This is a genomic window from Streptomyces sp. NPDC059564 (assembly GCF_042735575.1).
GTDB lineage: Bacteria > Actinomycetota > Actinomycetes > Streptomycetales > Streptomycetaceae > Streptomyces.
In genome coordinates this window covers 1-6,529 of the sequence record NZ_JBHWBP010000401.1, presented here as the reverse complement: position 1 = coordinate 6,529, position 6,529 = coordinate 1, and the positions used below count along the sequence as shown (strand labels likewise).

Genomic DNA, 6,529 nt, shown 5'->3' with positions numbered 1-6,529 from the left:
CCGCACCGACGCCCCCTGGACCTACACGACCGAGGCCGGCAGGTCCCCCCGAGCCAGCTCTCCCCGGAGGGCGGGCTCGGGTGCGTCCTGGCACCCTGGGCCCGTACGCCTTCCGGGCGAGACCCGGCCGGAGGCGGACCGCCCGCCCGGCCCCGCGCGCTCCCGGAAACGGGCCGTGCGGCCCGTCCGGTCGGGACCTTCGGCCCCGGGGAGCGCCGGGAACGTCGGCTAGCGTGCCCGAGGGGGCCCGTGAAAGCCCCCGCGCGAAGAGAGGCAGAGCCACCATGGCCACCACCGAACACCGCGTCCTGCCGTTGCGGCTGGAGGCCGCACCGCTGTCCGTCCCCCTGATCGGCGCCTTCGTCTACCGCACGGACCGGCCGTACGAACTGGCCGTCGACTTCCGCGGCGCCGGGACCCACCTCGCCCGCTGGGTGTTCTCGCGCGAGCTGCTGCTCGACGGGCAGACCTGCGGTACCGGCGAGGGCGACATACAGGTGTGGCCGCTGCGGCGGGGCACCGAGCCCCGTGTGTTCCTCGCCTTCAGCAACGGCGAGCAGAGCTGTGTGGTCTCCGCCCGCGCCAAGGACGTACGGGAGCTGTGCCGGCGGATGACCGAGCTGGTCCCGCGCGGGCAGGAACGGCGCCACTACGACCTGGACGCGGAGCTGAGCGCGCTGCTGGCGCACTGAGGGAACCGCCGGGGCCCGGGCGGTGTCTCCCACGGTGACAGCCAGTCCCCGTCTCACGAGAATCGGGGGGACGCCATGCGTCACCCGCACCGCCTGCGCCGCCGCCGGACCGTGGCCCTGGCCACGGGTGCCCTGCTCACCGCCGGGCTCGCGCTCTCGGCACCGGCTTCGGCCGCCGCGTCCGCAGCACCCACCACGCCGTCCGTCCGCACCCAGACCCCGCTCGTCGTGAACGCCCGCTGGGGCGGTCACTGCACGTACGACCGGATCGTCATCGACCTGCAGGGCTCCGTCCCGCCGGTCACCGTCACACCCGTCTCCGAGCTGGTCTACGACGGCTCCGGCAAGCCCGTGCCGCTGCCCGGGACGTACTTCCTGGAGATCCGCCTGCACCCCGCCGCCGCGCACAACGACGCGGGCCAGAACGTCTACCAGGGCCCCAAGCTCCAGACGATCAACCTCAGCAAGCTCAAGGGCATCGCCATGACGGGCGACTTCGAGGGGTACGTGACCTTCGGCGCCGCCTTCGACACCCGGCCGTCCTTCACCACCAGCGTCCTCCACTCGCCCGAGCGGTACGTGGTGGACGTCGCCCACCCGAACACCTGCTGAACCCGCCCCCGTACCCGCTCAGCGGTGTTCGGGGTTGGGGAAGTCGAAGCGGCAGCCGGCGTCCCACAGGGAGCGCTGGTTGCCGTGGGCGGGGATGCCGCCGGCGCGTTTGAGGAGGGCGGCGAGGTGCATCAGGTTCCAGGACATGAAGGCCGTGTTGCGGTTGGTGAAGTCGTTCTCGGGGCCGCCGGATCCCGGGTCCAGGTACGAGGGGCCGGGCCCGGCCTCGCCGATCCAGCCCGCGTCGGCCTGCGGCGGGATCGCGTAGCCGAGGTGCTGGAGGCTGTAGAGGACGTTCATGGCGCAGTGTTTGACGCCGTCCTCGTTGCCGGTGATCAGGGCCCCGCCGACGCGCCCGTAGTAGGCGTACTGGCCCTGCTCGTTCAGGATCGAGGAGCAGGCGTAGAGCCGCTCGATGACCTGCTTCATCACCGAGCTGTTGTCGCCGAGCCAGATCGGGCCGCAGAGCACGAGGATGTCGGCGTCCATGATCTGGCTGTAGAGGACCGGCCACTGGTCGCTCTCCCAGCCGTGCTCGGTCATGTCGGGCCAGACGCCGGTGGCGATGTCGTGGTCGACGGCCCGGATCAGTGAGGTCCGGGCGCCGGCCGCCTCCATGACGGCGCGGCTCTTGGCGATCAGGCCCTCGGTGTTGCTGGTCTCGGGCGAGCGCTTCAGGGTGCAGTTGACGTAGACGGCGGAGAGGTCCGGGTAGGTGAGGGAGTCGGCGGTCACGGAGCCCAGCCTTCCCGGGGGACGCGGGGGCCGCCAGCGGGCCGCGCCCGTCCGGGCCACTCCGCACCCCCGACCCCCGGTCCCCGCGGCCGCCGCTACAGGCTCTCGATCATCGCGTCCGCGCTCGCGGCGTTCAGCGCCAGCCGTACGTCGGCCAGCGTGACGAGCCGGATCAGGGCGCGGACGTCGTCGCCGTGCGGGTGGGAGGCGAGCGGGTCGTAGAAGAAGACCAGCATGTCGATCTCGCCCTGGGTGACGAGCGCGCCGATCTGCTGGTCGCCGCCGAGCGGGCCGCTGCGCAGCGGGGTGACGTCCAGGCCGATCATGCGGTTGATCAGCGTGCCGGTGGTGCCGGTGCCGTAGAGGCGATACGGCTTGAGGTCGGCGGCCCGGCGCTCGGCCCAGGCGAGCAGGTCCGCCTTGCGGGCGTCGTGGGCGACCAGGGCGATGCCGCGGGTGCGGTCGGGGCGGTGGCCGGCGCCGGTCAGCCAGGCGGGGTCGGCCAGCGGGAAGAGGTACACGGCGGCGGCGCGCAGTTCCTCGCGGCTGACGGCGCCGTCGCCGTCCGCGTCGATCCGGTCGAAGGCGAGGGCGTCGGTGCCCGCGGAGAGGCCCGTCGCGCCGAAGAGGCGCTCGTACTCGGCGCGGTCGATGCGGCCGTCCCCGTCCCGGTCGAGGGCGTCGGCGAGGGCGTCGAGGGCACGCAGGGTGGAGGCGCGGAAGGTGCGGTCTCCGTCGAAGGCGTCGCGGGCGGCGGCCGCGACGAACTCCTGCTCGCTGACGCGGCCGCCGCGGTCGGTGTCGGCGGCGGTCTGGAGCTGGGTCCAGAGTTCGTTGTAGGCGTCGAAGAGGGCGGTGCGGCGGCGGGTGTCACCGGGTTCGGTGAGCTGCTCGCCGAGCCGGCCGGCGTAGGCGATGAGGTCCTCGCGGCCGAGCTGGCCGTCGCCGTCGAGATCGTAGGTGCGGAACAGCGCGGCGATGCGGGGCAGCCAGTCTTCGGTGGTCACGGCCATGCGGAACTCCCTTTTCGGGCGGGGCGGTTGGTGCAGATGGTAGCGGCGTGAACACGTTGGGTGACAGCCAAGCGGAATCCGGCCACCCGATCGGCGGGATTGGGGCGGGTTGTGACCGGTCCGTGCGGCCGACTAGGGTCAGCTGGCCTTGGCGTTCGGGAAACCGGTGGAAAACCGGTGCGGCCCTCGCCACTGTGATCGGGAAGTCCGGCTCCACTCCTGTACGTACGCGGGAAGCCACTGGGCCCGCGCGGGAGACCGCACGGCCCCGGGAAGGCGGAGTCAGGGCATCAGTACCCGTGAGCCAGGAGACCGGCCGGGGCGCGTCGTCCATCCACGAGGTGCTGGAGAGGTCTCCCACAACCATGCATATAGCCGAGGGGTTCCTGCCCCCCTTGCACGCGGTCGCCTGGGGCGCCGCGTCCGCCCCGTTCGTCGTCCACGGCGTCCGCGCCCTCACCCGCGAGGTGAAGGCGAACCCGGAGAGCACGCTGCTGCTCGGGGCGTCGGGTGCGTTCACGTTCGTCCTGTCCGCACTCAAGATCCCGTCGGTGACGGGCAGTTGCTCGCACCCGACCGGAACCGGGCTCGGGGCCATCCTGTTCCGGCCGCCGATCATGGCGGTGCTCGGCACGATCACCCTGCTCTTCCAGGCGCTGCTGCTCGCGCACGGTGGGCTCACCACCCTCGGCGCGAACGTCTTCTCGATGGCCATCGCCGGCCCCTGGGCGGGCTACGGCGTGTACCGGCTGCTGCGGAAGTCGGGTGCGCCGCTGATGGTGACGGTCTTCTGCGGGGCCTTCGTCGCCGACCTCGTCACCTACTGCGTCACCTCCGTCCAGCTGGCGCTGGCCTTCCCGGATCCGGGCAGCGGATTCCCGGGCGCGCTGGAGAAGTTCGCGGGCATCTTCGCCCTGACCCAGATCCCGCTCGCGGTGAGCGAGGGCCTGCTGACCGTCCTCGTGATGCGGCTGCTGATGCAGTCCAGCAAGTCGGACCTGGTCCGGCTCGGGGTCGCGAAGCTGACCGGCAGCGCGAAGGCGAAGCAGGAGGCGGCCCTCTGATGGCGATGTCCCGGAACGCGAAGATCAACACCCTGCTGCTGCTCGTGGTGGCGGCGCTGGCCGTGCTCCCGCTCGCGCTGGGGCTCGGCGACGGTAAGGAGGAGCCGTTCACGGGCGCGGACGCGCAGGCCGAGTCGGCCATCACGGAACTGAAGCCGGACTACGAGCCCTGGTTCTCGCCGCTGTACGAACCCCCGTCCGGGGAGGTCGAGTCGGCACTGTTCGCCCTCCAGGCCGCCCTGGGCGCGGGCCTGCTCGCGTACTACTTCGGCGTCCGCAAGGGGCGCCGCCAGGGCCTGGCCCAGGCGGCGGCCGCGAGCCCCGACGCGTCGCCCGTCCCCGCCCCGCCGGAGGCGTAGGCGGTGTTGCCGATCGACGTGGCGGCGCACGCGAGCCGGTGGCGGGGGCGGCATCCGCTGGAGAAGGCGCTCCTGGGGCTCGGACTGACGGTCGCCGCCGTGTGCCTGCCGCCCTGGCCCGGCGGGCCGCTGGTCGGCGCCGCGACGCTGGCCGTGCTGCTGGGTCCGGCCGGGGTCGCGGGCCGGCAGCTGTGGCGGGCCTTCCGGGTGCCGCTGGGCTTCTGCGTGACCGGGGCGCTGCCGCTGCTGGTCTCGCTCGGCGGCCCGGCCGGCTTCGCCTCCCTCGCCCCGGACGGCCCCCGGCACGCGGCCGAACTCCTGCTGCGCACCTCGGCGGCCTCGCTCGGCGTGCTGCTGTTCGCCTTCACCACCCCCGTCTCGGACGTCCTGCCGCGGCTGGTGCGGGCGGGGGTGCCCGCCCCGGTGGTGGACGTCGCCCTCGTCATGTACCGGATCGGCTTCCTGCTGCTGGACTCGATGACCCAGGTCCGCCGGGCCCAGGCCGCCCGGCTCGGGCAGACGAGCCGGGCGGCGGTGTGGCGTTCGCTGGCCGGGCTCGCCGCGACCTCCTTCGTCCGGGCCTTCGACCGCGCCGCCCGCCTCCAGGAAGGCCTGGCCGGCCGCGGCTACGACGGCGCGCTGCGCGTCCTCGTACCGGACGCGGCGCTGTCCTGGCGGTTCCTCACGGCCTCCGCCGCCCTGCTGACCGCCGTGGTCGCGGGGACCCTCGTACTGAAGGAGCTGTACCTGTGAGCGTGGTGGTGGAGCTGGCCGGCGCGGGCTATGCCTACGAGGACGGCCCGGCCGTGCTGTCGGGCGTGGACTTCGGGATCGAGCAGGGGCGGGCGCTGGTCCTGCTGGGCCGCAACGGCAGCGGCAAGACCACGCTGATGCGGCTGCTGAGCGGCGGCCTGCGCCCCGCCGCGGGCACGCTGCGCCTGGACGGCGCGGAGGTCGCCCACGACCGGGCGGGCCTGACCCGGCTGCGCACCTCCGTACAGCTGGTGGTCCAGGACCCCGACGACCAGCTCTTCGCGGCCTCCGTCGAACAGGACGTGTCCTTCGGGCCGATGAACCTCGGGCTGCCCGCGCCCGAGGTCCGCGAGCGGGTCGGCTCCGCCCTCGCCGCCCTGGACATCACCGCGCTGCGGGACCGGCCCACGCACCTCCTGTCGTACGGACAGCGCAAGCGCGCGGCCATCGCGGGCGCGGTGGCGATGGCCCCGCGCGTGCTGATCCTGGACGAGCCGACGGCCGGGCTCGACCCGGACGGGCAGGAACGCCTCCTGGACGTGCTGGCGGGTCTGCGCGCGGCCGGCACCACGGTGGTGATGGCCACGCACGACGTGGACCTCGCGGTGCGCTGGGCCGACGACGCGGCGGTGCTGACCCCGTCGGGCATCCGGACCGGTCCGGCGGCGGTGCTCCTGTCGGACCCGGAGCTGCTGGCCTCGGCGGGCCTGCGCCAGGCCTGGTCCCCGGCGGTGACGGCCCTGCTGCGCGCCCACGGGCTGCTGGACGCGGACGCCCCGGGCCCCCGGGTGCCGGAGGCGCTGGCCGCCTGGCGCTAGGCGGCGGCCGGGCCCCGGACCGGCCGGGGCCCGGCCGGGAGCCGGCAAACCTAGGATGGGCCGCATGTCGCTGCCGCACGCCATCCTCACCGCCCTGCTGGAGAAGCCCTCGTCGGGGCTGGAGCTGACCCGGCGGTTCGACAAGTCGATCGGGTACTTCTGGTCGGCGACGCACCAGCAGATCTACCGGGAGCTCGGGCGGCTGGAGGAGGCCGGGCTGATCCGGGCGCTGCCCAGCGAGGGGCCCGTGCGGGGGCAGAAGAAGGAGTACGAGGTGCTGCCCGACGGCAGCGCGGAGCTGGCCCGCTGGGTGGACGAGAGCCAGGACCCCAAGCCGATGCGCGACGCGCTGCTGCTGCGGCTGCGCGCGGCGGGCGTGGTGGGGCTCCAGGGGCTCGGACCGGAGCTGCGGCGCCATCTGGAGCTGCACCGGGGGCAGCTGGCGACGTACGAGGTCTTCGACGACCCGCTGCCATTCCGCCG

Annotated in this window: 9 protein-coding genes and 1 riboswitch; of the genes, 7 read left to right on the top strand and 2 right to left on the bottom strand. The window is 73.9% G+C overall.

Annotated features, from left to right (window positions below; genetic code table 11):
* Positions 1 to 284 precede the first annotated feature (284 nt).
* Both ACFV0Q_RS36485 and ACFV0Q_RS36480 read left to right on the top strand, forming a co-directional pair.
* On the top strand, positions 285 to 692 hold the full coding sequence (locus tag ACFV0Q_RS36485) for an SsgA family sporulation/cell division regulator (protein ID WP_385011559.1): 408 nt from the start codon (positions 285 to 287) through the stop codon (positions 690 to 692).
* A 75-nt stretch (positions 693 to 767) separates the two neighbouring features.
* Positions 768 to 1,304, top strand: a complete 537-nt coding sequence (locus ACFV0Q_RS36480; RefSeq protein WP_385011557.1) for a hypothetical protein — start codon at positions 768 to 770, stop codon at positions 1,302 to 1,304.
* 18 nt (positions 1,305 to 1,322) lie between these two features.
* Here ACFV0Q_RS36480 and ACFV0Q_RS36475 read toward each other — a convergent pair whose 3' ends face one another.
* The gene (locus ACFV0Q_RS36475) at positions 1,323 to 2,039 is read right to left on the bottom strand and encodes a flavodoxin family protein (protein ID WP_385011555.1); all 717 of its coding nucleotides are present in this window, start codon (positions 2,037 to 2,039) and stop codon (positions 1,323 to 1,325) included.
* 95 nt (positions 2,040 to 2,134) lie between these two features.
* Positions 2,135 to 3,052 carry a methylglyoxal synthase gene (locus tag ACFV0Q_RS36470; RefSeq protein WP_385011553.1) on the bottom strand — a complete coding sequence of 306 codons (918 nt, stop codon included), beginning with the start codon at positions 3,050 to 3,052 and terminating at the stop codon, positions 2,135 to 2,137.
* Positions 3,053 to 3,184: 132 nt separating this feature from the next.
* Positions 3,185 to 3,388: riboswitch (cobalamin riboswitch) on the top strand.
* Between the two features lie 29 nt (positions 3,389 to 3,417).
* On the opposite strand from ACFV0Q_RS36470, the gene ACFV0Q_RS36465 reads away from it, so the two are divergent.
* The 5 genes from ACFV0Q_RS36465 to ACFV0Q_RS36445 all read left to right on the top strand — a co-directional run.
* A complete protein-coding gene (locus tag ACFV0Q_RS36465; RefSeq protein ID WP_385011563.1) occupies positions 3,418 to 4,116 on the top strand; it encodes an energy-coupling factor ABC transporter permease in 699 nt (232 codons plus the stop codon).
* A 5-nt stretch (positions 4,117 to 4,121) separates the two neighbouring features.
* Positions 4,122 to 4,475 carry an energy-coupling factor ABC transporter substrate-binding protein gene (locus tag ACFV0Q_RS36460; RefSeq protein WP_385011561.1) on the top strand — a complete coding sequence of 118 codons (354 nt, stop codon included), beginning with the start codon at positions 4,122 to 4,124 and terminating at the stop codon, positions 4,473 to 4,475.
* 3 nt (positions 4,476 to 4,478) lie between these two features.
* Positions 4,479 to 5,228 (top strand): cobalt ECF transporter T component CbiQ, encoded by a 750-nt coding sequence (gene cbiQ / locus ACFV0Q_RS36455; RefSeq protein ID WP_385011551.1) that lies wholly within the window; start codon positions 4,479 to 4,481, stop codon positions 5,226 to 5,228.
* On the top strand, positions 5,225 to 6,046 hold the full coding sequence (locus tag ACFV0Q_RS36450) for an ATP-binding cassette domain-containing protein (RefSeq protein ID WP_385011549.1): 822 nt from the start codon (positions 5,225 to 5,227) through the stop codon (positions 6,044 to 6,046). Before cbiQ ends, ACFV0Q_RS36450 begins: the two co-directional genes overlap by 4 nt.
* A 64-nt stretch (positions 6,047 to 6,110) precedes the next feature.
* Positions 6,111 to 6,529: PadR family transcriptional regulator (locus ACFV0Q_RS36445; protein ID WP_385011547.1), on the top strand; the 419-nt coding region annotated here is incomplete at its 3' end.